Origin of the sequence: Bradyrhizobium uaiense, from assembly GCF_010811875.1 — a bacterium.
GTDB classification, from domain to species: domain Bacteria; phylum Pseudomonadota; class Alphaproteobacteria; order Rhizobiales; family Xanthobacteraceae; genus Bradyrhizobium; species Bradyrhizobium uaiense.
Map to the genome: position 1 here is coordinate 1 of NZ_VKHP01000712.1, position 255 is coordinate 255.

Sequence of the window (255 nt, forward strand, 5' to 3'; positions counted from 1 at the left end):
CTACGGCTATCGGGGCGCGTACGCTGCAGGGGGGTATCGCGGCTACGGCTACCGCTACGGGGCCGGAGCGGCGGCAGTGGGCGCGGCTGCAGTCGGCGCGGCTGCGGCGGGGGCCTACTACCGCGGTAGCTGCGGCTACGACGCTTACGGCAACTGGGTTTGCCCGGGCGGGTATTATGGCTACTGAGCGGCGCGACGCCGCTGGTCCATGGTGCTCAAATCCGATGCTGAGGTCATCGGCATAGCGCACAATGA

General features: G+C 68.6%; 1 pseudogene. It reads left to right on the forward strand.

Annotation, left to right across the window (positions count from 1 at the left end):
• A pseudogene (locus FNJ47_RS55675) lies at positions 1-187 on the forward strand (hypothetical protein); the annotation flags it as partial.
• Between the last annotated feature and the right edge of the window lie 68 nt (positions 188-255).